We start from the raw sequence: 21,750 nt of genomic DNA on the forward strand, positions 1-21,750 counted from the left end.
TATGCAGCGAAATCGTCGTCCCGCATTCGCATGCCGGGCCGGCCCCCCTGGAGCGAGACATGAACGAAAGGCACTACCCCGCCGCCGCCCCCGCGCACGTCTATCTGTTCGCGACCTGCCTGGTCGACCTGTTCGTCCCCGAAGCCGGGCTCGACGCGGTCCGCCTGCTGGAACGCGAAGGCCTGACCGTCCACTATCCGCGCGGCCAGAGCTGCTGCGGGCAGCCGGCCTACAGCAGCGGCAATCCGGACGAAGCGCGCCGCGTCGCGGCCGCGCAGCTCGACCTGTTCGCCGAGCCGTGGCCCGTGATCGTGCCGTCCGGCTCGTGCGCGGGCATGATCCGGCACCATTGGCCCGCCCTGTTCGCCGACGATCCCGTGCACGGCCCGAAGGCTCGCGCAATCGCGGAGCGCACCTACGAACTCGCCGAATTCCTCGTCCATGTGCTCGACGTGCGGCTCGACGCCGTCACCGCCAACGCCGGCCCGGACGAGCGCGTCGTGCTGCACACGTCGTGCGCGGCCCGCCGCGAGATGGGCACGCGCGTGCATGGCGTCGCGCTCGTCGACGCGCTGCCGGGCGTCACGCGCATCGAACATGAACGCGAATCGGAATGCTGCGGCTTCGGCGGCACGTTCTCGCTGAAGCATCCCGACATCTCCGGCGCGATGGTGCGCGACAAGGTCGCATCGGCCTGCGCGACGGGCTGCGACCGGCTCGTGTCGGCGGACTGCGGCTGCCTGCTGAACATCGGCCACGCTGCGGCCAAGGCCGGCGCCGCGCTGCCCGTCGAGCATCTCGCGAGCTTCCTGTGGCGCCGCACGGCCGGTGCCGGCTCGCTGCGCGGAGACACGCAATGAGCGCGCGCGACGCCATCCTCGCGCGCCTGCGCGCCGCCGCCCCCGGCGTCGCCGTGAACGCCGCACCCGCGCTCGATGCGCGCATCGACATGCATTACGCGGCGCGGCGCGCGGCAGTCGCGCCCGATCCGGATGCCCTCGCGCAGACGATGCAGGCCGCGCTCGCCGCGTCGCACGCCGAAGTCTGGTGCGCCACCGCCGACGCATGGCCCGCGCAGCTGGCCGCGCGTCTGGCCGAGGCCGGCGTGCGCCGCCTGCTGCTCGACCCGGCCCGCCCCGAAGCCGCGGCCCTCGCGCAGGCGCTGCCCGACGCGGTCGCGCCGGTGCCGTTCGACCGGCCGATCGACGCATGGAAAGCCGAGCTGTTCGACACGATCGACGCGGGCTTCACGGTCGCGCGCTCGGGCATCGCGGCGACCGGCACGGTCGTGCTCGCGCCCGATGCCGGCACGCCGCGCACGGTGTCGCTGGTGCCGCCGCTGCACGTCGCGCTCGTGCATGCGAACACGCTGCACGCGGACCTTCACGCGGCCGCGCACGAGGAGCGCTGGCACGCCGGCATGCCGACCAACGTCGTGCTGGTGTCGGGCCCGTCGAAGACCTCCGACATCCAGCAGACCCTCGCGTATGGCGCACACGGCCCGCGCAACCTCTGGGTCGTGATCGTCACCGAACCGACCGCAACCACCTGCCAGGACCTGCCGCGATGAGCGACCAACCGCTGCAATTCGTCGCCCCCGGCGACTTCAAGGCCCGCGCGCGCGCCGCGCTCGACGATCCCGCGCTGCGCCGCAGCTTTCGCGGCGCGATGGATTTCCTGCAGGGCAAGCGCGCGACCCAGTTCCCCGACGACACCGAGCTGCAGCAGCTGCGCGATCTCGGCGAAGCGGTGCGCCAGCACGCGCTCGCGCAACTGCCCGCGCTGCTCGAGCGGCTGGAGGCGAAGCTCACCGCGGCCGGCGTGCACGTGCACTGGGCCGAGACGGCCGCCGACGCGAACGCGATCGTGCTCGGCATCGCGCAGGCGAAGAAGGCGCGCCGCGTGATCAAGGGCAAGTCGATGGCGAGCGAGGAAATCGAGCTGAACCATTACCTCGCGGATCACGGCGTCGACTGCATCGAGTCCGACATGGGCGAGTTCATCGTGCAGCTCGCGGGCGAAAAGCCGTCGCACATCGTGATGCCGGCGATCCACAAGACGCGCGGCGACATCGCCGAGCTGTTCGAGGAACACATCCCGGGCACGCGTTACACGGAGGACGTCGACGAGCTGATCCAGACCGGCCGGCGCGCGCTGCGCCGCGCGTTCGCGGAAGCCGACATCGGCCTGTCCGGCGTGAACTTCGCGGCGGCCGACACGGGCACGCTGTGGCTCGTCGAGAACGAGGGCAACGGCCGGCTGTCGACCACCGTGCCCGACACGCACGTCGCGATCATGGGGATCGAGAAGGTCGTCGAGAAACTCGAGCACATCGTGCCGCTGTCGAGCCTGCTCACGCGCTCGGCCACCGGCCAGGCGATCACGACCTACTTCAACCTGATCTCGGGCCCGCGCCGCGACGGCGAACGCGACGGCCCGCGCGAGCTGCATCTCGTGCTGCTCGACAACGGCCGCACGCAGGCCTACGCCGACGAGCAGCTGCGCGCGACGCTGCAGTGCATCCGCTGCGGCGCGTGCATGAACCACTGCCCCGTTTATACGCGGATCGGCGGCCACGCATACGGCACGACCTACCCGGGCCCGATCGGCAAGATCATCTCGCCGCACCTGCTCGGCCTCGACGCGACGGCCGACCTGCCGACCGCATCGACGCTGTGCGGCGCGTGCGGCGAGGTGTGCCCGGTCCGGATTCCGATCCCGCAGCTGCTGGTGCGGCTGCGCACCGAGGCGAACCGCAAGCCCGACGAACCCGTCGCGCATCCGCTGCGCGGCCAGGGCGCGAACTACAACCGCGCGGAAGACCTCGTGTGGCGCTTCTGGTCCGGCGCGTTCGCGCATCCGCGCGCGTATCGCGCGTTCCGCTGGAGCGCGACGCGGCTGCGCGCGCTGACGCCCGCGAAGCAGATGGGCTGGACCCAGCATCGCACGCCGCTCGAGCCGGCGCCGCGCAGCCTGTCCGACCTGCTGCGCGCACGCGGCCAGCCCGAATAGACCACCCCGCTTTCAAACCCGTACCGATAGAAATCCATGGAGGAGACAACCATGCAGGTTTGGCATCAGATCTACACCCCGCTCGGCAGCCTCGGGCTGTCGGCGTTCGTCGCCGCGATCCCGATCATCTTCTTTTTCGTCGCGCTCGCCGCACTGCGGATGAAGGGGCACGTCGCCGCCGCGATCACGCTGCTGCTGGCGCTCGGCGTCGCGATCCTCGCGTACGGCATGCCCGTGCCGCAGGCGCTCGCCGCAGCCGGCTTCGGCTTCGCGTACGGCCTGTGGCCGATCGCGTGGATCATCGTCGCGGCGGTGTTCCTGTACAAGATCGTCGTGAAGACCGGCCAGTTCGAGATCATCCGCGCGTCGGTGCTGTCGATCACCGACGACCAGCGGCTGCAGATGCTGCTGATCGGCTTCTCGTTCGGCGCGTTCCTCGAAGGCGCCGCCGGCTTCGGCGCGCCCGTCGCGATCACGGCCGCGCTGCTCGTCGGCCTCGGCTTCAAGCCGCTGCACGCGGCAGGATTGTGTCTGATTGCAAACACCGCGCCGGTCGCGTTCGGCGCGATGGGCATCCCGATCATCGTCGCCGGACAGGTGACCGGCATCGACGCGTTCCACATCGGCGCGATGGCCGGCCGCCAGCTGCCGCTGCTGTCGCTCGCGGTGCCGTTCTGGCTCGTGTTCATGATGGACGGGCTGCGCGGCGTACGGCAGACCTGGCCGGCCGCGCTCGTCGCCGGCGGCAGCTTCGCGATCACGCAGTACTTCACGTCGAACCATATCGGGCCCGAGCTGCCGGACATCACGTCGTCGCTCGTCAGCCTCGTCTCGCTCGCCGCGTTCCTGAAGGTCTGGCAACCGGGCAGCGCGAAGCAGACGGCCGGCGGCCTCGTCGCGTCCGGCGGCGGCGCGGCGCTCGCGGGGTTCGGGGCGGGCGGCAACGGTGCGGGCGCGAGCCGCCAGGCGTCGCCGTACTCGCTCGCGCAGACCGTGCGCGCGTGGTCGCCGTTCCTGATCCTGACGGCCGTCGTCACCGTGTGGAGCATCGCGCCGTTCAAGGCGCTGTTCGCCGCGCACGGCGCGCTCGCGTCGACCGTCCTCAAGTTCCACGTAGCCGGGCTCGACCAGCTCGTCGTGAAGACCGCGCCGATCGCCGCGACGCCGAAGGCGCTCGACGCGGTGCTGAAGCTCGATCTCGTGTCGGCGGTGGGCAGCGCGATCCTCGTGACCGCGCTGATCTCGATGGCGCTGCTGCGGATGAAACCGCGCGACGCGCTCGTCACGTTCGGCGAAACGCTGAAGGAGCTCACGCGCCCGATCCTGTCGATCGGCCTCGTGCTCGCGTTCGCGTTCGTCGCGAACTACTCGGGGATGTCGTCGACGCTCGCGCTGATGCTCGCCGCGACCGGCGCCGCGTTTCCGTTCTTCTCGCCGTTCCTCGGCTGGCTCGGCGTGTTCCTGACCGGCTCGGACACGTCGTCGAACGCGCTGTTCTGCTCGCTGCAGCAAGCGACCGCGCACCAGCTCGGCGTGCCCGAGACGCTCGCGGTCGCCGCGAACACGACGGGCGGCGTGACCGCGAAGATGATCTCGCCGCAGTCGATCGCGGTGGCATGCGCGGCAACGGGGCTGGTCGGCAAGGAATCGGAGCTGTTCCGCTTCACCGTGCGCCACAGCCTGCTGTTCGCTGTGATCGTCGGCCTGATCACGCTCGTGCAGGCGTACCTGCTGCCGGGGATGGTGCCGTAAGCACGCGGCGCGGCCGCTTTCCGGCGGATTTCCGGCCGCTTTCCGGCCGTTTCCGCTTCCCCGGAAAACAAAAACCCCACGCCCGCAAGAGCGTGGGGTTTCGTTCATCCCGGGCGCCGGACGAGGCCGGCGCCATCAGGCGGCGCTCAGCTGCCCTTCGCGATGCGATCCTGGATGTGCTGCGCACGGCTCGTCGACGACGGGTGCGAGCTCATCATCGAGCTCTTGCCGCCATCGAGCTGCGCGAGCTTCTGGAACGCGGTGACGAGGCCCTTCTGGTTCATGTTCTTCTGCTTCATCAGGTCGAACGAGTAGTCGTCGGCCGCGCTTTCCTGCGTCTGCGAGAACTGCGCGTTGATGAACTTCTCGGTGATGTCGCCGAGCTGCGAGCTCGTCAGGGCCGCGACGCCCGGCGATGCCGCGCCGGCCGCCGTGCGTGCCGCGCTGACCGCGTAGGCAGTCTGCATCGCCTTCTTCGAGTGACCCAGCGCGACGTGGCCCATTTCATGGCCGATCACGCCGCGCAGCTCGTCGTCGTTCATCATGTCCATCAGGCCGCTGTACACGCGCACGCAGCCGTTGCCCATCGCCCACGCGTTGACGTCCTTGGTCATGTAGACCTTGTAGTTGATCTTCTGGCCGTTCAGCGTCATGTCGCCGAAGCCCTTCATCACCTTCGTCAGGCGCTTCGCGTACGCGCTGTTCGGCGCGGCGATCTTCGATTCGGCGTCGCTCGCCTTGCACGAGTCGTTCGACAGTGCCGCGATGTCGCTGTCCGACAGCGTCGCCGCCTTGACCAGGTTGGTCCCCGCCGACGTCAGGCTGTTCGCGTCGAGACTCTGCACGCCACCGCATGCGCTCAACAGGAAAACCATGCCGCACGCGGCCGCCGCTTTCTTGATATGCATCCCGGATCCCTCGGTAGTTGTATTTGGGAGCGGCGATTTTGCATAATCCGGCAGAAAATTACCAGATGTTTACATCGAATGACAGCTTGATTACTGACAAATACGGAATGAACGACGCGATTGCTCAGTCGATTGATGACAATCGCGCCATCAATCGCCGCGGCCGGACGACCGGCTGAACGCGGAACGCGACCGGCGCGTCAGCCGGCGCGCGACCAGCATCGGCAGCCGCACCACGAAACCGGCGAACAGCCGCAGGTGCATCCACGCGAGCAGCGCGTTGTCGCGGCCGTAGTGGAAATGCGACACGCCGCCCTCGTGCGCGCCGAAGTAGCGCACCGGCGCTTCGATGCGGATCGGCCGCACCCCGGCCCAGCACAGCCGCACGGCGGCTTCCGGATCGAAGTCGAAGCCGCGCATCCACGGCTGGCGATGCATGATCGCGGCGAGCGGCGCGACCGGGTACACGCGAAAGCCGTACAGCGAATCGCCGATCCCGGCCCACAGCGTCTCGAGGTCGGCCCATCCGTTCGACAGCCGCCGGCCCTGCACGCGCAGCTGCGGCGCGCTCGCGTCGAACTTCGGCAGGCCCAGCACCATCGCATCCGGCGCCGCCTGCGACGCGGCCATGAATTCGGGAATCAGGTCGGCCGGATGCTGGCCGTCGGAATCCATCGTCAGCACGTGCGTGAAGCCGCTCGCGGCCGCCGCGTCGAGCCCGGCCAGCACCGCGGCGCCCTTGCCGCGGTTCGCCGGCAGCACGATCACGCGCAGCCCGGGGTCGCGCTCGGCCATCGCCTGCAGGCGCTCGGCGCTGCCGTCGGTGCTGCCGTCGACGACGACCCACACCGGATTCCACTGCGCGCGGGCGTTGCGCACGGTCGTGTCGACCTTGACGCCCGGGTTGTAGCTCGGAATCAGTACGAGATGGGTGGACGAGGCCTGCAGCGTGGACATGGGAACGGCCGATTGCGAAGACGAGGATCCTGACAAAAGTTTATGACCTGCAGGCGACGGCCGACAGGCTTCGTCGACGCCGCCCGCGTGCGGCGACGGTTCGCGCAGCGACAGGCCCGCGCGCTTCACGACAGGTGCTCCAGCGGATGGCCGGCGCTCGCCTCGATCTCGACCAGCAGATCGTCGCGGCACACGTCCGCATGGACGAACAGCGGCCGCACGCCGGGGCCGGCCGCATCGCGCAACGCGCGTTCGATCGCGGCGAGCGCCGCGGCATCGCCGGCGTCGCGCACGTAGACGCGGTAGCTCAGGTCGGCGAGCGTGAACGGGCCGTGCCCCTGCCGCGCGGCCTGCTCGAGCACGGCGGCCAGGTTCGCGATCGTCTCGCGCGTTTGCGCGACGACGTCGCCGTGATGCACGGTGCGATGCCCGACGATGCTGGCGGTGCCCGACACGAACAGCAGCGGCGCGGCAGCGGCGCCGGGCCATGCGGCCGCGCGCGCGAACGTCGGCGCGCGCGGGCCGTACTCGGCCGGGTAGTGATACGCGCTGACCTGGCGCGGGTTCTCGACCGGATCGGCCGGCGCACGGCTCGCGATGAAATGGATCGCGAGCGGCGCGGCCGGCGGCGTGTCGCCCGCGACCGGCACGACCGAACCGAGCGCGCAGGCGGCCGGCACACCGTCCGTCAGCGCGCGGCGGCACGCGTCGAACGCGCGCTGCCTGCCGATATTGAACTGACGATAGCGTTCGATCCCGAACTGCTGCACGTTGATCGCCGGCACGGTGTTCCAGATCCGCAGCGGATGCGGGATGCCGAGCGTATCGAGCACGTCGAACAGCGCGCGGTACGCGTCGTAGGTCGCGCGCTCGAGCGGCGTGCCGCCGTCGCGATCCGCATCGGCCGATTCCTGAACTTCATGCGCTGGCTGCACTTCCTGCACGACGATGCTGCCGAACGCGAGCCCCGCCGTTGCGCTGTAGCGGTACTGCAGCGCGCCGCGTCGCTCGCTGCGCAGGTCGCGCGCGTCGCACTGCCAGATTTCGCAGACCGCATCGGCGCATGCATGGCTGCCGGCATCGAGCAGCGCCATCTGCACCGGTGCGAGCGGCAGGTCGGGCGCGGCGGCGGCGAGCACGCGCGCCATCGCATCGGCCGGCGACCCGGCCGCGCCGATGCAGACCGCGCCCAGCGCACCCGGAAACACGCGGTCGAATGCGTCGCCCCGCTGCTGCGCATCGTGCAGCAGCGCAGCCAGCCGTGCCTGATCGATCTGGACGAGCCGCAACGCACGATTGCCGCCGTTCGCGGTGGACGTGGCCGCCATGGGTCCGCGTGCGACCGCGCTGGTGGCGGACGACGGGGAACACGCTCGCCGTTCGGCGTCGACAGGGTGCACTGACACTTCGATTTCCTCACTATGCGGCGCGGGCTCGCGGCATCGTGGCCACGCGCCGCGTTGCGCGCCGTTGCTTCGCGTCAAGCCGACGCCGCGCGCGTCGTCATGCGAGGCCGCCGTTGACGGACAGCACTTGCCCCGTCACATAGGCGGCCGCATCGGATACCAGATACGCGACCATCGCCGCGACTTCGTCGGGCCGGCCGGCGCGCTGCGCGGGCACGAGCTGCTTGATCCGTTCGGCGGGAAACGCATGTTCCGCCATCGGCGACTCGATGATGCCGGGCGCGACCGCGTTCACGGTAATGCCGCGCGACGCGAGTTCCAGCGACAGCGACTTCGTCGCGCCGATCAGCCCCGCCTTCGCGGCCGCGTAGTTGACCTGTCCGCGGTTGCCGGTCACGCCGGCGACCGACGCGATGTTGACGATCCGGCCGCGCCGCGTGCGGATCATCGGCAGCAGGAGCGGTTGCGTCACGTTGAAAAAACCGTTGAGCGTCACGTCGATCACGCTGTGCCATTGCCGGCGCGACATGCCGGCCATCGGCGCGTCGTCGTGAATGCCCGCGTTGTTGACGAGGATCTGCACCGGCGCGTCGTCGACGAACGGTGCGAGCGCGGCGAGCGTCGCATCCGCGTCGGTCACGTCGAATGCGATCGCATGCGCAGTGCCGCCGGCCGCGACGATCTGCTGCGCGACGGCTTGCGCCTGCGCGAGATTCCGGTTCGCGTGTACCCAGACTTCGTGGCCGGCCTGCGCGAGCGTCGTGCAGATCGCCTGCCCGAGTGCGCCGCTGCCGCCCGTTACGAGCGCCCGCATCGAATTGCTCCGTTCATCGCGTTCCTCCTCGATCGACGCGGCGGCGGTGCATCCAGCCACCGCCGCCGCGTGCCGTCATCCTCTGCGTGCCGCGTCGCGCCCGCGCGCGCCGCCGTCACTTCGTGCGATGCGCGGCGACATACGCGGCAAGCGCGCCGAGCGTCGCGAAGATCTTCTGGTTGTCCGGATTGTCCGAGCGCAGCTCGAAGCCGTACTTCTTCGAGATCAGCAGCGCGATTTCCAGGATGTCGATGGAGTCGAGCCCGAAGCCCTCGCCGTACAGCGGGGTCCCGGCCGTCACCGTTTCGAGCGGGACGTCTTCGAGATTCAGTTCGCCGATGATCAGCGTGGCGAGCTCTTGTTCCAGTGCGTTCATCATGCTTGCGGGCAGGCGGCCCATGGCAGCGGGAGGCGCCCGGAAAACGGCAACCGTCGTGCACGCCCGGCGCGGTGCGAGGCGCGCGAATCTCCGTCCCTCCGGCGTCTGCCGGCTTCCCCGCCTGCGTTATTGGGGATCGTTTGTAAAAGTTACGCGGATTCTAGACGATGGGTATCGGCACGTATACGGGGAATGGTTACAGACTGAAGGGCCCCCGCCGCGGCCGGTTTCGGGACCCGATCGCAGCAGACGCTTGAGCCGCTTCGGATGGAAATGGATCGTCGCCGCAAAAGCTTCAGTGCGCTGCCATACATTCGGTTACAAAACCCGGCTGCACCTGCCTCGAACCGCCGCGCCGCGGCCCTAAAATGTGCGTGCACGACAGCCGGCCCGGACTAGCGTCCCGGCCGCCATTCATATGATGTTTGCCGGCCCGACGCACGCGTCCGGCCCCGATCCGCCCGATGTTTCCAGCAACCATGCCGCGCCCGTCCGCTCCCCTCGCTCCGGTTTGTCCGCTAGTTTGTCCGTCCGTTTGCCGCCGTGCCGCGGCAGCCGGCGGCAACGCGCACCCGCGCCGCGCGCCCGGAGCGCCGCGATGAGCACGCCGCTCGGCATCGCACGCGGCGCCGGCGCGGTCGCCGCGGTGGCGGCGTACCAGATCGGCGCGCACTACGCGGCCGCGACGCCCGGCGCGCACGGCTTCGGCCTCGCGATGGCGCTCGTGCCGCCACTGCTGCTCGCGCTCGGCGCGGCACTGCGCTCGCCGCGGCGCGCCTGGCTCGTGCCGGCATGGCTGCTGGCCGCCGTCGCGCTGTGGGCCATGCGCATCCCGCTCGCGCGCCATTTCGAATGGGGCCTGTATCTGGAGCACGCGAGCTTCAACCTCGCGATGGCGCTGCTGTTCGGCCGCACCCTCGCGGCCGGCCAGGTGCCCCTGTGCACGCGCTTCGCGACGCTGATCCACGGCACGATCACGCCGGCCGTCGCGCGCTACACGCGGCACATCACGCTCGCATGGACGCTGTTCTTCGTTGCGATCGCCGCCGTGTCGACGCTGCTGTTCGCGACCGCGCCGATCGTCGCGTGGTCGACATTCGCGAACTACCTGTCGCTGCCGCTCGTCGCCGTGATGTTCGCCGCCGAGCATGCGTGCCGGCGCTTCGCGCTGCCGCACGACGCGCGGCCGCGGATGGTCGACGCGGTGCGCGCGTACCGCGCGTCGACGCAGCCGTCACGATGAATTCATGGCCGGCGCGGCGCCGCATCGCGGCCGCGCCGGTGACTGCCTTCCGCTTTGACCGATTTATGCCGACTCACCCGCTGGTATTCCATTCCTCGCCGGACCAGACGATCGCCTGGCGCGACGGCACGCCCGTCACCGTCCGCACGTTCGTCGCCGACGTCGCGCGCGTGGCCGCCGCATTGCCCGCCGGCCGCCACGTGTTCAACGTGTGCCGCGACCGCTACCGCTTCGCGGTCAGCCTGTGCGCGGCGCTCGTCACCGGCAGGATCAGCCTGCTGCCGTCGACGCACACGCCGGAGATGGTGCGCCAGCTCGCGTCGTTCGCACCGGACGCGTTCTGCCTGCACGACGCGCCGGACTGCATGATCGACCTGCCGCGCTTCGCGTATCCGGACGCCCTACCTGGCGAACTCCCCGACGACGCACCGTGCGTGGTGCCGCAGATCGATGCGTCGCGGATCATGGCGTACGTGTTCACGTCCGGCTCGACCGGCGCGCCGGTGCCGCACCGCAAGACCTGGGGCTTCCTGGTCGGCTGCGTGCGCGCGGCGGCCGAGCGCCTCGGCCTGCTCGACGGCCGCGCGGCCACGCTGATCGGCACCGTGCCCGCGCAGCACATGTACGGCTTCGAATCGACGGTGCTGCTCGCGCTGATCGGCGGCCTCGCGTTCAGCAACCGCCAGCCGTTCTACCCGGTCGACATTCGCGACGAACTCGCCGCGATCCCGCAGCCGCGCGTGCTCGTCACGTCGCCGATCCACCTGCGCGCGCTGCTGTCGGCCGGCGATGCGCTGCCGCAGGCCGCGCTCGTGCTGTCGGCCACCGCGCCGCTGTCGGAAAAACTCGCGTGCGAAGCCGAGGCCGCGCTCGAGGCGCCGCTCGTCGAAATCTACGGCAGCACCGAAACCGGCCAGATCGCGACGCGCCGCACGTCGCAGGGCGCCGCGTGGCAACCGTTCCCGGACATCCGGCTCGACGCGCGCGCGGCGCACGACGCGTCGGACCACGATGCCGCCGGCGACGACAGCGGCCCGACCGTGTGGGTGTCGGGCGGACACGTCGAAACCCCGGTGCCGATGGGCGACGCGCTCGAGCTGCTCGGCGACGGCCGGTTCCTGCTGCACGGCCGCAAGGCGGACCTCGTCAACATCGCCGGCAAGCGCACGTCGCTCGCCTACCTGAACCATCAGCTGAACGCGATTGCCGACGTCGTCGACGGTGTGTTCTTCATGCCGGACGACATCGCACCGGCCGACGCCGATGCGACCCGCGAACCGGTCACGCGCCTCGTCGCGCTCGTGGTCGCGCCGACGCTCGCCGCGGCCGACCTGCAGCGCGCGCTGCGCGAACGGATCGATCCGGCGTTCATGCCGCGCCCGCTCGTGTTCGTCGACGCATTGCCGCGCAACGAAACGGGCAAGCTGCCGCGCGACGTGCTCGCCGCGCTCGTCGCACGGCACACGCGCGCCGCCGGGGCCGACGTGCGCGAGCGCGCCGCGACGGACGCGCCCGACGCGCCGCTCGCGTTCACGATTCCCGCCGATCATCCGGCGCTGCCCGGCCATTTCCCCGGTCGTCCGATCGTGCCGGGCGTCGTGCTGCTCGATCACGCGATCGCCGCACTCGGCGCATTGCTGAATCGCCCGCTCGATACGTGGCGGCTGGCTTCCGCGAAATTCCTGAGCCCGGTCGCGCCGGGCGAGGCGCTCGACCTCGCGTTCGATGCTGCGGCCGGCGGCGCGATCCGCTTCACGCTGCGCGCGGGTGCGCGCGACGTCGCGACCGGCGTGCTGTCCGCGCCGCCGGCCGCGCAGGACGGCGCGCAGCCATGAAGCGCACCGCATGGGCCGAGCGCCAGGAACGCAGCAACGCCGGGTTGCTGCGCGCGATGACCTGGATCTCGCTGCGTTTCGGCCGTCGGCCGTCGCGCATCGTGCTGCATGCCGTCGCGACTTATTTCGTGCTGTTCTCGCCGGTCGCGTGCGCCGCGTCGCGCGACTACCTGCGCCGCGTGCTCGGCCGTCCCGCGCGCTGGCGCGACGTGTACCGGCACGTGTTCACGTTCGCGGCGACGATCCACGACCGCGTCTACCTGATGAACGGCCGCTTCGACCTGTTCGACATCCGGCTGCACGGCGAAACGCGGGTCGACGCCGCGCTCGCGGGCGGGCGCGGCGCATTCCTGATGGGCGCGCATCTCGGCAGCTTCGAAGTCGTGCGCGCGATCGGCCGCACGCGCCCGGACCTGCGCGTCGTCGTCACGATGTTCGAAGAGAACGCGCGCAAGATCAACGCGACGCTCGCCGCCGTCAACCCGGCCGCGAAGCCGGAAGTGATTCCGCTCGGGCAGGTCGACTCGATGCTGAAGGTGCGCGAACGCCTCGACGCGAACTGCATGGTCGGGATGCTCGCCGACCGCACGCTGCTCGACGACGCGACCGCGTCGCTGCGGTGGCTGCCGCTGCTCGGCGCGCCTGCGGCATTCCCGCTCGGGCCGCTGTACATGGCCGCGATGCTGCGGCGTCCGGTGCTGTTCATGACGGGCCTCTATCGCGACGGCAACCGCTACGATGTGCACTTCGAGACGCTCGCCGATTTTTCCGACGTGCGCCGCGACACACGCGCGGCGGCCGTCGACGCGGCGCTCGCGCGCTACGTCGCGCTGCTCGACCAGTACTGTCGCGCGGCGCCGTACAACTGGTTCAACTATTTCGATTTCTGGCAGACCGGCACGGCCGCCGCGCGCCGCGACGCGGCGCACGCGTGCGCCGGCCTGTCCGCCACGAGGGATTCCGACGCATGACCGCCGTTCGCCGCTTTCCGCCGATGTCGCTGCCGATGTTCCCGCTGCCGCACCGCGCGCTGCGCCGAGCAGCACGCACGTTCGCCGTCACGGCCGCCGTCGCGCTCGCCCTGCCCGCGCACGCGGCCGACACCGGTTCGGCATGGACCCTCGACCGGCTGATGTCGACGCTCGCGCAGCACAAGTCGGGGCGCGCGACGTTCACCGAGACGAAGACGCTGTCGATCACCACGCAGCCGCTCGAATCGTCGGGCGAGCTCGTGTTCGTCGCACCCGACCATCTCGAGAAGCACACGCTGAACCCGAAGCCCGAACATCTCGTGGTCGACGGCGACATGCTCACCGTCGAGCGCAACAGCCGCAAGTACACGCTCGCGCTCGCGCGCTATCCGGAGCTCGGCGCGTTCATCGACAGCATCCGCGCGACGCTCGCCGGCAACCGCTATGCGCTCGAGCAGGTCTACAAGGTCGCGCTCGCCGGTCGCGGCGACGACTGGACGCTGACGCTCACGCCGCTCGACTCGCGGATGCTGAAGGTCGTCAGCACGATCACGCTCGAAGGCTCGCGCGACGTGTTGCGCAGCGTCGCGATCCGGCAGGCCGACGGCGACCGTTCGACGATGCGCCTGCAACCCGTCCCGGCGAACTGATGGACGATCGCACCCGGCCGCCCGCCCCCGTCACGCACCGCCTGCCCGCGTGGCGGCAACGCGCGGTGCTCGTGTGGCTGCTCGCGCTCGTCGCATGCGGAATCGCGATCGCCCGCGCGAACTTCACGGCCGACCTGTCCGCGTTCCTGCCGCGCGCACCGAGCGCGGGGCAGCGCGTGCTCGTCGATCAACTGCGCGACGGCATCGTGTCGCGGCTGATCCTCGTCGCGATCGACGGCGGCGATGCGGCCACGCGTGCCGCGCTGTCGCGGCGCGTCGCCGGCACGCTGCGCGCCGACCGGCAATTCTCCTCGATCAACAACGGCGAAGCCGTCGACGACACACACGACCGGCAGTTCGTGTTCGACCATCGCTACCTGCTGAGCCCGGCCGTCGCGCCGCAGCGCTTCAGCGCGGACGGCCTGCACCAGGCGCTCGGCGACAGCCTCGACCTGCTGAGTTCGTCAGCGGGCCTCGTCGCGAAGGCGCTGCTGCCGCGCGACCCGACCGGCGAAGTGACGGCGCTCGTCGATCAGCTCGACAGCGGCGCGCAGCCCGCCAGCCGCGACGGCGTATGGGCGTCGCGCGACGGCACGCGCGCGGTGCTCGTCGTGCAGACGGCCGCGCCCGGCTCCGACACCGATGCGCAGGCACGCGCGATCGACGCGGTGCGCCGCGCGTTCTCCGCCGCGACGCAGGCGCTGCCGAACCCGGCCGCGTACACGCTCGCGATGACCGGCCCAGGCGTGTTCTCGGTCGACACGCGCGACACGATCCGGCACGACGTCGAGCGGCTGTCGACGGCGAGCGTCGTGCTGATCGTCGCGCTGCTGCTGACGCTGTACCGCTCGCCGCGCACGCTCGCGCTGGGGCTGCTGCCGGTGCTGACGGGCATCGCCGCCGGCATCGCGGCGGTCAGCATTGCGTTCGGCACGGTCCACGGGCTGACGCTCGGCTTCGGCACGACGCTGATCGGCGAAGCCGTCGACTATTCGATCTACCTGTTCGTGCAATCGGCGCAGGCCGGCGCGCGCGGCACCACGCGGCCCGCCGACGCGACGCGGGCATGGATCGCCGCTTATTGGCCGACGATCCGGCTCGGCGTGCTGACGTCCGTGTGCGGCTTCGCGTCGATGCTGTTCTCCGGTTTTCCGGGCCTCGTGCAGCTCGGGCTCTACTCGATCGCCGGGCTGACGGCCGCCGCGCTCGTCACGCGCTTCGTGCTGCCGCACCTGCGCGGCGAGCACGTCGCGATTCGCGACGTGTCGCGCGTCGGCTCGGTGCTCGCGCGGGCGGCCGCTGCCGCGCCGCGGCTGCGCTGGCCGCTCGCCGCGCTCGTGCTCGCCGCGTGCGCGACGCTCATGCTGCATCGCGACGGCCTGTGGAGCCGCGAGCTTGCGGCACTGAGCCCCGTGCCCGCTCGCGCGCAGGCACTCGACGCACGCCTGCGCGCCGATCTCGGCGCGCCGGACGTGCGCTATCTCGTCGTGATTTCCGCGCCGACCGAACAGGCCGCGCTCGAACGCGCGGAACGGGTCGCCGCGCAATTGCAGCCGCTCGTCGAGCGCGGCGCGCTCGCGGGCTTCGAAAGTCCCGCGCGCTACCTGCCGAGCGACGCCGCGCAGCGCGCGCGCCAGGCGAGCCTGCCGGACGCCGACACGCTTGCCGCACGCATGCGCGCGGCCGTCGCGAACCAGCCGATCCCGGTCAGGCCCGAGCTGTTCGCCCCGTTCATCGCCGATGTCGAGGCCGCACGCCACGCGCCGCTGCTCACGCGCGCGGACCTGCGCGGCACGTCGATGGCGCTCGCCGTCGACGCGCTGCTGACCGAGCGCGCGGGCCGCTGGCGCGCGATGCTGCCGCTGCGCGCGCCGGACGTCGCACGCACCGGTCCGGCCGCTCCGGCGCTCGATGCTGCGCCGATTCGCGCGGCCGTCGCGCGCGCCGGCGTGCCCGACGCGCTGTTCGTCGACATGAAGGCCGAGGCCGACCGCCTGTACGTGAACTACGTGCACGAGGACATCCGGCTGTCGCTCGCGGGTTTCGCGGCGATCGCCGTGCTGCTGCTGATCGCGCTGCGCTCGCCGCGCCGCGTCGTACGCGCGCTCGCGCCGCTGGTCGCGGCCGTGCTGGTGGTGACGGCCGGCTTCGCACTCGCCGGCGTGCCGCTGACGATCCTGCACCTCGTCGGGATGCTGCTGATCGTCGCGGTCGGCTCGAACTATGCGCTGTTCTTCTGCAAGCGCGACGACGCGCAACCGGTCACGCCGCACACGCTCGTGTCGCTGCTGATCGCGAACCTCGCGACGGTCGCCGGCTTCGGCCTGCTCGCGCTGTCGCGGGTGCCGCTGCTCGAAACCTTCGGGCTGACCGTCGGCCCCGGCGCGATGCTCGCGCTCGCGTTCGCCGCGATTCTCGCGCCGCGCGCGGCGGCGGCGGCCGCTGGCAGCCTTCATCGTGAGCCGACAGGAGGTCGCGCATGAACGCGCCGTCGTCCGTTCCGCCTCGCCAGCCCGGCGATGCGCGCCGCTGGAAACCGACGCCGCTGATCGCGGGCACGGCCGCGCTGCACGCGGGCGCGCTCGCGGCCGTCGTCGCGCAACCGGCCGCATGGCCGTGGGCCGCCGGTGGCGTGGTCGCGTCGCACCTCGCGCTGACCGCCGCCGGCCTGTGGCCGCGCAGCGCGCTGCTCGGGCCGAACTGGACGCGCCTGCCGGCCGGCGCCGGCCGCCGGATCGCGCTGACGATCGACGACGGCCCGGACCCCGACGTCACGCCGCGCGTGCTCGACCTGCTCGATCGCCACGACGCGCGCGCGACGTTCTTCTGCATCGGCGATCTCGCGCGCCGCCATCCGCAGTGGATCGAAGCGATCGTCGCGCGCGGCCACGCGGTCGAGAACCACAGCCAGCGGCACCGGCATACGTTCTCGCTGTCGGGGCCCGCCGCGCTGCGCCGTGAAATCGCGGCCGCGCAGCAGACGCTGACCGAGATCGCCGGCACGCGCCCGCGCTTCTTCCGCGCGCCGGCCGGCCTGCGCAATCCGTTTCTCGAGCCGGTGCTGTGCGAGTTCGGCCTGCAGCTCGCCAGCTGGACGCGCCGTGGCTTCGACACCCGCGCGCGCGATGCGGATACCGTCACGCACCGCCTGTTGAACGGCCTGGCTGCGCGCGACATCCTGCTCGTGCACGACGGCCACGCGGCGCGCGACGCGCGTGGCGAACCGGTCGTGCTCGACGTGCTGCCCGCGCTGCTGCACGCGGCCGCCGATGCGCAGTTGCACTGGACCACGCTGCGCGCCGCGCTCGCGCCCGAACCGTCCGATCCGCCCACCGGGCCGGGCACGCCGGCCTCCCCGTTTGATAAAATCTGACCACGCCCGGCGCGCCCGCCAGCCCCGCTGCGGCGCCCGTTCCGGCCACCGGATACGACCCTCGTGAAACCTCTCCTGCTCTCGCACTTCACCGCCACCAGCTGCATCGGCCGCGGCCTCGACGCGACCGTCGACGCGCTGCGCCACGCGCGCGGCGGGCTCACGCCGTGCGACTTCGAACGCGCCGATCTCGACACCTGGATCGGCGCCGTGGACGGCGTCGATGCGCAGCCCGTGCGCGCGGATCTCGCCGACTTCGACTGCCGCAACAACCGCCTCGCGCAACTCGGCCTCGTCCAGGACGGCTTCGACGCGCGCGTCGCGGCGGCCGTGTCGCGCCACGGCGCCGCGCGCGTCGGCGTGTTCGTCGGCACGAGCACGTCCGGCATCCTCGAGACCGAGCGCGCGTACGAGCAGCGCGATCCGGCCAGCGGCGCACTGCCCGCCGGATTCCGCTACGCGCACACGCACAACCCGTATTCGCCGGCTGCGTTCGTGCGCGCGTATTTCGCGCTGCGCGGACCGGCAATGGCGATCTCGTCGGCGTGCTCGTCCGGCGCGAAGGTGTTCGGCTCCGCGCGCCGGATGATCGAAGCGGGGCTGATCGATGCGGCCGTCGTCGGCGGCGTCGATTCGCTGTGCCTGACGACGCTGTACGGCTTCAATTCGCTCGAACTGCTGTCGCGCCGGCCGTGCCGCCCGTTCGACGTCGCCCGCGACGGCATCTCGATCGGCGAAGCGGCGGCGTTCGCGCTGCTCGAACGCGTGCCCGACGCGCCCGCCGCGCTCGACGGCGACGCGATCCTGCTGCTCGGCATCGGCGAATCGAGCGATGCGCATCACATGTCGTCGCCGCATCCGGAAGGGCTCGGCGCGCGCATCGCGATCGAACAGGCGCTCGCGTCGGCCGGCCTCGCTGCAAGCGACATCGACTACGTGAACCTGCACGGCACCGCGACGCCCAGCAACGATGCCGCCGAAAGCCGCGCGGTGGGCGCGCTGCTCGCGCGCACGCCGTGCAGTTCGACGAAGGGCGCGACCGGTCACACGCTCGGGGCGGCCGGCGCCCTCGAAGCGGTCGTCGCCGCGCTGGCGCTGCGCGAACAGTTCGTGCCGGCCGGCGTCAACACGACGCAACCCGACCCGGGGCTGGCCGCCGACTACGCGCTCGCGAGCCGCGATGCGCGCGTGCGTGCGGTCCTGTCGAATTCGTTCGGCTTCGGCGGCACGAACTGCAGCCTGATCCTCGGCCGCGCCGGGCATGCGAGCCGCCGGGAGCCGACATGACCGTCACCGCCTTCATCGAAAGTGTCGGCCTCGTCGGGCCGGGACTGAACGACTGGCCGCACGCGGCCGACGTGCTCGCGGGCCGCGCGGCCTATGCGAGCGCGCGCACCGTGCTGCCGCCGCCTGCCGGCCTGCCACCGGCGGAACGCCGCCGCACCGGCCCCGTCGTGCGCGTCGCGCTCGCGGTCGGCCTCGAAGCGGCAGCCGCGAGCGGGCGCGATGCGGCCACGCTCGCGACCGTGTTCAGCGCGTCCGGCGGCGATGGCCAGAACTGCCACGCGATCTGCGAGACCCTCGCCGGCGACGATCGCCACCTGTCGCCCACGCGCTTTCACAACTCCGTGCACAACGCGCCGGCCGGCTACTGGAGCATCGCGACCCGCGCGATGGCGACGTCGAACGTGCTGTGCGCGCACGACGGCAGCTTCGCCGCGGGCCTGCTCGAGAGCGTATGCCAGGTCATGGTCGATCGCGTGCCGAGTCTGCTGATCGCCTACGACACCGACTATCCGGAGCCGCTGCACGCGGTGCGGCCGATCGTCGACGCATTCGGCGTCGCGCTCGTGCTCGCGCCCGACGCGAGCGAACGCACGCTCGCGCGCATCGACGTGCGGCTCACCGACGCGCCGGCGACGACGCTCGCGAACCCCGAACTCGACGCGCTGCGCACCGGCAATCCGGCCGCGCGCGCGCTGCCGCTGCTCGACGCGCTCGCGGCGCGGCGCGCGGCGTGCGTCGTGCTCGACTATCTGGAAGATACGCGCGTGCAGGTCGATATCGCACTGCCGAATGCCGCGGCGAGGCACGCGCGATGACGACGCCCGTTTCGACGCCGATGCCTGCGCCGGCGCCGGCCACGCTCGATCGCGCATGGATCGCCGCGCACATTCCGCACGACGGTACGATGTGCTTGCTCGATCGGGTCGAAGCGTGGGACGCCGCGCGCATCCGCTGCAGCGCGACGAGCCACCGCGACCCGCACAACCCGCTGCGCTCGCGCGGCCGGCTCGCGTCGGTCTGCGGGATCGAATATGCGGCACAGGCGATGGCCGTGCACGGCGCGCTGCTCGGTGCGCAGCAGGCGCAGGCGGAACCCGCGCGGCCGCGCGCCGGCTATCTTGCGAGCGTGCGCAACGTCGACGCGTTCGTCGACCGGCTCGACACGTTCGAGCTGCCGCTGATCGTCGACGCCGAACGCATCGGCGGCGACGACCGCTCCGTGCTGTACGGCTTCACGCTGCGCTGCGGCGAGCGCGTGTTGCTCGGCGGCCGCGCCGCGGTAATGCTCGATGCATCGGCAACCGGCGTGCGCGTTGCGCCGCCCGCGGGCCGCGCGGACCCTCGATGAACCAGCCCCAAGGAAACCAGGCCGTGAAAGCACGTCAGTTCATTTGCACCGCGTTCGTTCTCGCGCTGATCAGCCCGATCGCGCACGCGGACATGTCGGAAGTGAAGCAGGACATCAAGCGCGATTCGAAGGAAGCCGCGCACAAGACCGGCGAGGCCGCGCGCAGTTTCGGCCACGCGACCGCGAGCGCCGCGAAGACGGTCGGCCACGGCATCGCGCACGCGTCGCGCGAAGGCTGGGATGCCACCAAGCGCACGACGAAGCGGATCTTCCACAAGAACGATTCAGGCGAAGGCGCGCGAAACAGCGATTGAGTGCGAACGTCCCGCGCACCGCAGACGGATGCGCGGGACGCGGCACGACGCGTGAACGCGGCGGTGCAGCACCGCCGCCGTCAGCGCGCGCCGCCGCGCGTGCGACGCGCCGGCCCGCGCGCGAAGCACTTGCCGTACGCGACCAGCCAGCAATCGCGATGATCGAAGTTGCGCAGCAGCCGCGCGCGGCGCCGCTCGAGCCAGTGAAGCGCGATCGCCATCGTCAGCGCGACGGCCAGTGCCGAGCCGCCGATCGCGAGTCCCATCCAGGTGTCACCCATGCCTCCTCCGGAATGCGAGGCCGGTGCGGCGTGCGTGCCGTGACGCGGTAGCCGGCGCGCGGGCGCACCCGGCCCGCCGCATGCGCGGCGAACCTGCGTCCGTGTTCCGTCACCGCGCGCGTGCGCGCCGCCCCGGCACTGGATACAGCGGGAGCACGGCCCGGACGCGCGCGCGAACGCCGCCCGGGCCGCCGCGCGTCAATGCATGTGCTGGCCGCCGTTGATCGCGATGTTGGAGCCCGTCACGAAACCGGCCTCTTCCGAGCACAGATAGGCGACCAGCGCCGCGACTTCCTCGGGTTTCCCGAGCCGTCCCGCCGGAATCTGCGGAAGGATCTTGGTATCGAGGATGTCCTGCGGGATCGCCGTCACCATCTTCGTCGCGAGGTAGCCCGGCGACACCGTGTTCACCGTCACGCCCTTGCGCGCGGTCTCGAGCGCGAGCGATTTCGTGAAACCGTGCATGCCGGCCTTCGCGGCCGCGTAGTTGGTCTGGCCGACCGAGCCCTTCGAGCCGTTGACCGACGCGATGTTGACGATGCGTCCCCAGCCGCGCTCGACCATGCCGTCGCAGACCGGCTTCGTCATGTTGAACACGGAATCGAGGTTGGTGCGGATCACCGCATCCCAGTTGACCTTGTCGAGCTTGCGCAGCGTCATGTCGCGCGTGATGCCCGCGTTGTTCACCAGGATGTCGACCGGGCCGACGTCCCGGACGATTTTCTCGACGCATTGCTGGCACGAATCGTAATCGGCCACGTCCACCGGATACGCGTGGAATTCGCGACCGGCCGCGTGCATCTCGGTCAGCCAGCGATCGGCGCCGGTGTTGTTCGGCGAATACGTGACGACGACCTGGTAGCCCGCATCGTTCAACCGGATGCTGATCGCTTCACCGAGACCGCCCATCCCACCCGTCACAACTGCAATTCGCTTAGTCATCCTATGAGTTACCGACAAGAAAAGTAGTCGAAGGTGCGGGGCGACGGCATGGCACATGCTGCCGCCCCGCCGCTGCGATGCGCTGGCGCCCGCAGGGCGGACGTGGCGCGCACCGGAACATCACGCTTGTTATTGGCAGCTTGTTGCGCGCGAAGTTTGCTGCATCTGTGTGCGGCGCTGGCCGGCGCCGCACGCGTGCACTATCGTCAGACAGTGTTCAACCGCGCTCGACCGCGAGCGCGACGCCCATCCCGCCGCCGATGCACAGCGACGCCAGC

General features: G+C 71.2%; 22 protein-coding genes. 15 read left to right on the forward strand and 7 right to left on the reverse strand.

Annotation, left to right across the window (positions count from 1 at the left end; translation table 11 throughout):
* The first annotated feature begins 59 nt into the window (after positions 1-59).
* From U4Z64_RS36075 to U4Z64_RS36090, 4 genes are read left to right on the forward strand one after another with little or no spacing between them, the layout of a single operon-like run.
* Positions 60-860 carry a (Fe-S)-binding protein gene (locus tag U4Z64_RS36075; RefSeq protein WP_124488589.1) on the forward strand — a complete coding sequence of 267 codons (801 nt, stop codon included), beginning with the start codon at positions 60-62 and terminating at the stop codon, positions 858-860.
* Positions 857-1,570: a lactate utilization protein C gene (locus U4Z64_RS36080; protein WP_321822524.1), complete on the forward strand. Its 714-nt coding sequence runs from the start codon at positions 857-859 to the stop codon at positions 1,568-1,570. The genes U4Z64_RS36075 and U4Z64_RS36080 overlap by 4 nt, the downstream gene beginning before the upstream one ends.
* The gene (locus U4Z64_RS36085) at positions 1,567-3,012 is read left to right on the forward strand and encodes a LutB/LldF family L-lactate oxidation iron-sulfur protein (protein WP_124522775.1); all 1,446 of its coding nucleotides are present in this window, start codon (positions 1,567-1,569) and stop codon (positions 3,010-3,012) included. The genes U4Z64_RS36080 and U4Z64_RS36085 overlap by 4 nt, the downstream gene beginning before the upstream one ends.
* 51 nt (positions 3,013-3,063) lie before the next feature.
* On the forward strand, positions 3,064-4,764 hold the full coding sequence (locus tag U4Z64_RS36090) for a lactate permease LctP family transporter (RefSeq protein WP_321822525.1): 1,701 nt from the start codon (positions 3,064-3,066) through the stop codon (positions 4,762-4,764).
* Between the two features lie 146 nt (positions 4,765-4,910).
* Here U4Z64_RS36090 and U4Z64_RS36095 read toward each other — a convergent pair whose 3' ends face one another.
* The 5 genes from U4Z64_RS36095 to U4Z64_RS36115 form a co-directional block, all read right to left on the reverse strand.
* A complete protein-coding gene (locus U4Z64_RS36095; RefSeq protein WP_321809307.1) occupies positions 4,911-5,672 on the reverse strand; it encodes a M48 family metalloprotease in 762 nt (253 codons plus the stop codon).
* Between the two features lie 150 nt (positions 5,673-5,822).
* The gene (locus U4Z64_RS36100) at positions 5,823-6,629 is read right to left on the reverse strand and encodes a glycosyltransferase family 2 protein (RefSeq protein WP_321822526.1); all 807 of its coding nucleotides are present in this window, start codon (positions 6,627-6,629) and stop codon (positions 5,823-5,825) included.
* A 125-nt stretch (positions 6,630-6,754) separates the two neighbouring features.
* Complete coding sequence (locus tag U4Z64_RS36105; protein WP_321822527.1) at positions 6,755-8,035, reverse strand: endoribonuclease L-PSP; 1,281 nt, start codon at positions 8,033-8,035, stop codon at positions 6,755-6,757.
* A gap of 97 nt (positions 8,036-8,132) precedes the next feature.
* Complete coding sequence (fabG, locus tag U4Z64_RS36110; RefSeq protein WP_321822528.1) at positions 8,133-8,849, reverse strand: 3-oxoacyl-ACP reductase FabG; 717 nt, start codon at positions 8,847-8,849, stop codon at positions 8,133-8,135.
* Between the two features lie 115 nt (positions 8,850-8,964).
* Positions 8,965-9,249 (reverse strand): phosphopantetheine-binding protein, encoded by a 285-nt coding sequence (locus U4Z64_RS36115; RefSeq protein ID WP_014896047.1) that lies wholly within the window; start codon positions 9,247-9,249, stop codon positions 8,965-8,967.
* A gap of 577 nt (positions 9,250-9,826) precedes the next feature.
* Here U4Z64_RS36115 and U4Z64_RS36120 point away from each other — a divergent pair.
* From U4Z64_RS36120 to U4Z64_RS36165, 10 genes are all read left to right on the forward strand, one after another.
* Positions 9,827-10,471 carry a hypothetical protein gene (locus tag U4Z64_RS36120; RefSeq protein ID WP_321822529.1) on the forward strand — a complete coding sequence of 215 codons (645 nt, stop codon included), beginning with the start codon at positions 9,827-9,829 and terminating at the stop codon, positions 10,469-10,471.
* Between the two features lie 65 nt (positions 10,472-10,536).
* A complete protein-coding gene (locus tag U4Z64_RS36125) occupies positions 10,537-12,306 on the forward strand; it encodes an AMP-binding protein (RefSeq protein WP_321822530.1) in 1,770 nt (589 codons plus the stop codon).
* The gene (locus U4Z64_RS36130) at positions 12,303-13,277 is read left to right on the forward strand and encodes an acyl-CoA synthetase (RefSeq protein WP_321822531.1); all 975 of its coding nucleotides are present in this window, start codon (positions 12,303-12,305) and stop codon (positions 13,275-13,277) included. The genes U4Z64_RS36125 and U4Z64_RS36130 overlap by 4 nt, the downstream gene beginning before the upstream one ends.
* The gene (locus U4Z64_RS36135; protein ID WP_321822532.1) at positions 13,274-13,927 is read left to right on the forward strand and encodes an outer membrane lipoprotein carrier protein LolA; all 654 of its coding nucleotides are present in this window, start codon (positions 13,274-13,276) and stop codon (positions 13,925-13,927) included. The genes U4Z64_RS36130 and U4Z64_RS36135 overlap by 4 nt, the downstream gene beginning before the upstream one ends.
* Positions 13,927-16,410: an MMPL family transporter gene (locus tag U4Z64_RS36140; RefSeq protein ID WP_321822533.1), complete on the forward strand. Its 2,484-nt coding sequence runs from the start codon at positions 13,927-13,929 to the stop codon at positions 16,408-16,410. Before U4Z64_RS36135 ends, U4Z64_RS36140 begins: the two co-directional genes overlap by 1 nt.
* Positions 16,407-17,300 (forward strand): polysaccharide deacetylase family protein, encoded by an 894-nt coding sequence (locus U4Z64_RS36145; RefSeq protein ID WP_321822534.1) that lies wholly within the window; start codon positions 16,407-16,409, stop codon positions 17,298-17,300. The genes U4Z64_RS36140 and U4Z64_RS36145 overlap by 4 nt, the downstream gene beginning before the upstream one ends.
* A 63-nt stretch (positions 17,301-17,363) precedes the next feature.
* The gene (locus U4Z64_RS36150; protein WP_321822535.1) at positions 17,364-18,587 is read left to right on the forward strand and encodes a beta-ketoacyl-[acyl-carrier-protein] synthase family protein; all 1,224 of its coding nucleotides are present in this window, start codon (positions 17,364-17,366) and stop codon (positions 18,585-18,587) included.
* Positions 18,584-19,402 carry a beta-ketoacyl synthase chain length factor gene (locus U4Z64_RS36155; protein ID WP_321822536.1) on the forward strand — a complete coding sequence of 273 codons (819 nt, stop codon included), beginning with the start codon at positions 18,584-18,586 and terminating at the stop codon, positions 19,400-19,402. The genes U4Z64_RS36150 and U4Z64_RS36155 overlap by 4 nt, the downstream gene beginning before the upstream one ends.
* A complete protein-coding gene (locus U4Z64_RS36160; RefSeq protein WP_321822537.1) occupies positions 19,399-19,935 on the forward strand; it encodes a hotdog family protein in 537 nt (178 codons plus the stop codon). Before U4Z64_RS36155 ends, U4Z64_RS36160 begins: the two co-directional genes overlap by 4 nt.
* Complete coding sequence (locus U4Z64_RS36165) at positions 19,932-20,249, forward strand: hypothetical protein (protein WP_044847443.1); 318 nt, start codon at positions 19,932-19,934, stop codon at positions 20,247-20,249. Before U4Z64_RS36160 ends, U4Z64_RS36165 begins: the two co-directional genes overlap by 4 nt.
* A gap of 80 nt (positions 20,250-20,329) precedes the next feature.
* Here the strand turns inward: U4Z64_RS36165 and U4Z64_RS36170 are convergent, their stop codons facing one another.
* Together U4Z64_RS36170 and phbB are read right to left on the reverse strand one after the other, a co-directional pair.
* Entirely contained in the window at positions 20,330-20,530 is a 201-nt protein-coding gene (locus U4Z64_RS36170; protein ID WP_044847444.1) for a hypothetical protein, read from the reverse strand.
* 198 nt (positions 20,531-20,728) lie between these two features.
* The gene (gene phbB, locus U4Z64_RS36175) at positions 20,729-21,472 is read right to left on the reverse strand and encodes an acetoacetyl-CoA reductase (RefSeq protein WP_044847445.1); all 744 of its coding nucleotides are present in this window, start codon (positions 21,470-21,472) and stop codon (positions 20,729-20,731) included.
* Between the two features lie 55 nt (positions 21,473-21,527).
* On the opposite strand from phbB, the gene U4Z64_RS36180 reads away from it, so the two are divergent.
* On the forward strand, positions 21,528-21,750 hold a 223-nt coding region (locus U4Z64_RS36180), incomplete at its 3' end, for a hypothetical protein (RefSeq protein WP_321822538.1).

The organism is Burkholderia sp. BCC1996, from assembly GCF_905339955.1.
Taxonomy (GTDB): domain Bacteria; phylum Pseudomonadota; class Gammaproteobacteria; order Burkholderiales; family Burkholderiaceae; genus Burkholderia.

Bases quoted from the DNA above. Each gene is read 5' to 3' on its own strand.
- U4Z64_RS36075 (WP_124488589.1), top strand. From the start codon at position 60: ATGAACGAAAGGCACTACCCCGCCGCCGCCCCCGCGCACGTCTATCTG.
- U4Z64_RS36080 (WP_321822524.1), top strand. From the start codon at position 857: ATGAGCGCGCGCGACGCCATCCTCGCGCGCCTGCGCGCCGCCGCCCCC.
- U4Z64_RS36085 (WP_124522775.1), top strand. From the start codon at position 1,567: ATGAGCGACCAACCGCTGCAATTCGTCGCCCCCGGCGACTTCAAGGCC.
- U4Z64_RS36090 (WP_321822525.1), top strand. From the start codon at position 3,064: ATGCAGGTTTGGCATCAGATCTACACCCCGCTCGGCAGCCTCGGGCTG.
- U4Z64_RS36095 (WP_321809307.1), bottom strand. From the start codon at position 5,672: ATGCATATCAAGAAAGCGGCGGCCGCGTGCGGCATGGTTTTCCTGTTG.
- U4Z64_RS36100 (WP_321822526.1), bottom strand. From the start codon at position 6,629: ATGTCCACGCTGCAGGCCTCGTCCACCCATCTCGTACTGATTCCGAGC.
- fabG (WP_321822528.1), bottom strand. From the start codon at position 8,849: ATGCGGGCGCTCGTAACGGGCGGCAGCGGCGCACTCGGGCAGGCGATC.
- U4Z64_RS36115 (WP_014896047.1), bottom strand. From the start codon at position 9,249: ATGGGCCGCCTGCCCGCAAGCATGATGAACGCACTGGAACAAGAGCTC.
- U4Z64_RS36120 (WP_321822529.1), top strand. From the start codon at position 9,827: ATGAGCACGCCGCTCGGCATCGCACGCGGCGCCGGCGCGGTCGCCGCG.
- U4Z64_RS36125 (WP_321822530.1), top strand. From the start codon at position 10,537: ATGCCGACTCACCCGCTGGTATTCCATTCCTCGCCGGACCAGACGATC.
- U4Z64_RS36130 (WP_321822531.1), top strand. From the start codon at position 12,303: ATGAAGCGCACCGCATGGGCCGAGCGCCAGGAACGCAGCAACGCCGGG.
- U4Z64_RS36135 (WP_321822532.1), top strand. From the start codon at position 13,274: ATGACCGCCGTTCGCCGCTTTCCGCCGATGTCGCTGCCGATGTTCCCG.
- U4Z64_RS36140 (WP_321822533.1), top strand. From the start codon at position 13,927: ATGGACGATCGCACCCGGCCGCCCGCCCCCGTCACGCACCGCCTGCCC.
- U4Z64_RS36145 (WP_321822534.1), top strand. From the start codon at position 16,407: ATGAACGCGCCGTCGTCCGTTCCGCCTCGCCAGCCCGGCGATGCGCGC.
- U4Z64_RS36155 (WP_321822536.1), top strand. From the start codon at position 18,584: ATGACCGTCACCGCCTTCATCGAAAGTGTCGGCCTCGTCGGGCCGGGA.
- U4Z64_RS36160 (WP_321822537.1), top strand. From the start codon at position 19,399: ATGACGACGCCCGTTTCGACGCCGATGCCTGCGCCGGCGCCGGCCACG.
- U4Z64_RS36165 (WP_044847443.1), top strand. From the start codon at position 19,932: ATGAACCAGCCCCAAGGAAACCAGGCCGTGAAAGCACGTCAGTTCATT.
- U4Z64_RS36170 (WP_044847444.1), bottom strand. From the start codon at position 20,530: ATGGGTGACACCTGGATGGGACTCGCGATCGGCGGCTCGGCACTGGCC.
- phbB (WP_044847445.1), bottom strand. From the start codon at position 21,472: ATGACTAAGCGAATTGCAGTTGTGACGGGTGGGATGGGCGGTCTCGGT.